Source organism: Sandarakinorhabdus rubra (assembly GCF_010994245.1).
GTDB lineage: Bacteria > Pseudomonadota > Alphaproteobacteria > Sphingomonadales > Sphingomonadaceae > Sandarakinorhabdus > Sandarakinorhabdus rubra.
In genome coordinates, this window is record NZ_WMHO01000450.1 from 1 (window position 1) to 636 (window position 636).

Here is a 636-nt window from a genome sequence, read left to right on the forward strand (position 1 = left end):
GCGGCAGCGCCAGCGCCGCTTCGGTGCCGCGGAACGCCACCAGCGCCACTTCGGCGCGCTTCACATAGGCCTCGGCGAGCAGCAGCTCGACCGCGCCCTTGGCCTCGGCCAGCCGCGCGAACGCCGCCGAACCGCTGGCATCGACCGCGAAGATGGTGGTCGATTGCGTCTGCGCGATGAAACGCCGGATACGCAGATCCTCGCTGCGGATGGCCAGCCGGCCATCGTCGCGCGCCGGCCTGATCTTCTGCCAGGGCGCCGCCGTCTTGATCGTCTCGATCAGCGCCAGGCGCGCGCCGCGCCCCGGCATCCCCGGCCGCACGCCCGCCGGCCGCCCGCTGGTGATGCTCTTCTGCTTGGCGCCCGAGGAGCCACTGGCCTTGGGCGCCTTCGACATCGTGCCGGCCGCCAGCGCATCCAGCAGGCCGGGCGGCAGCGCCGTCTGCGCCGCATCGAGGATCATCTCGGTGGGGTCGATCGGCGGCGGTTCCGGCTGTTCCCTGTCGTCGCCCTTGCTGTCGTCCGAGGGCGGCGGCGGGGGCGGCGGTTCTTCCGGGGGCGGCTGGTCCGGCGGCTGTTCCTCGGGTGGCGGGGGCGCCTCTTCCTCGGGCGGGGGCGGCGGCAGGCGGGTGGCGC

Annotated in this window: 1 pseudogene; it reads right to left on the reverse strand. The window is 74.8% G+C overall.

The window, feature by feature from the left end:
• Positions 1 to 636 (reverse strand): annotated as a pseudogene (locus GJV64_RS15210) (magnesium chelatase subunit D); the annotation flags it as partial.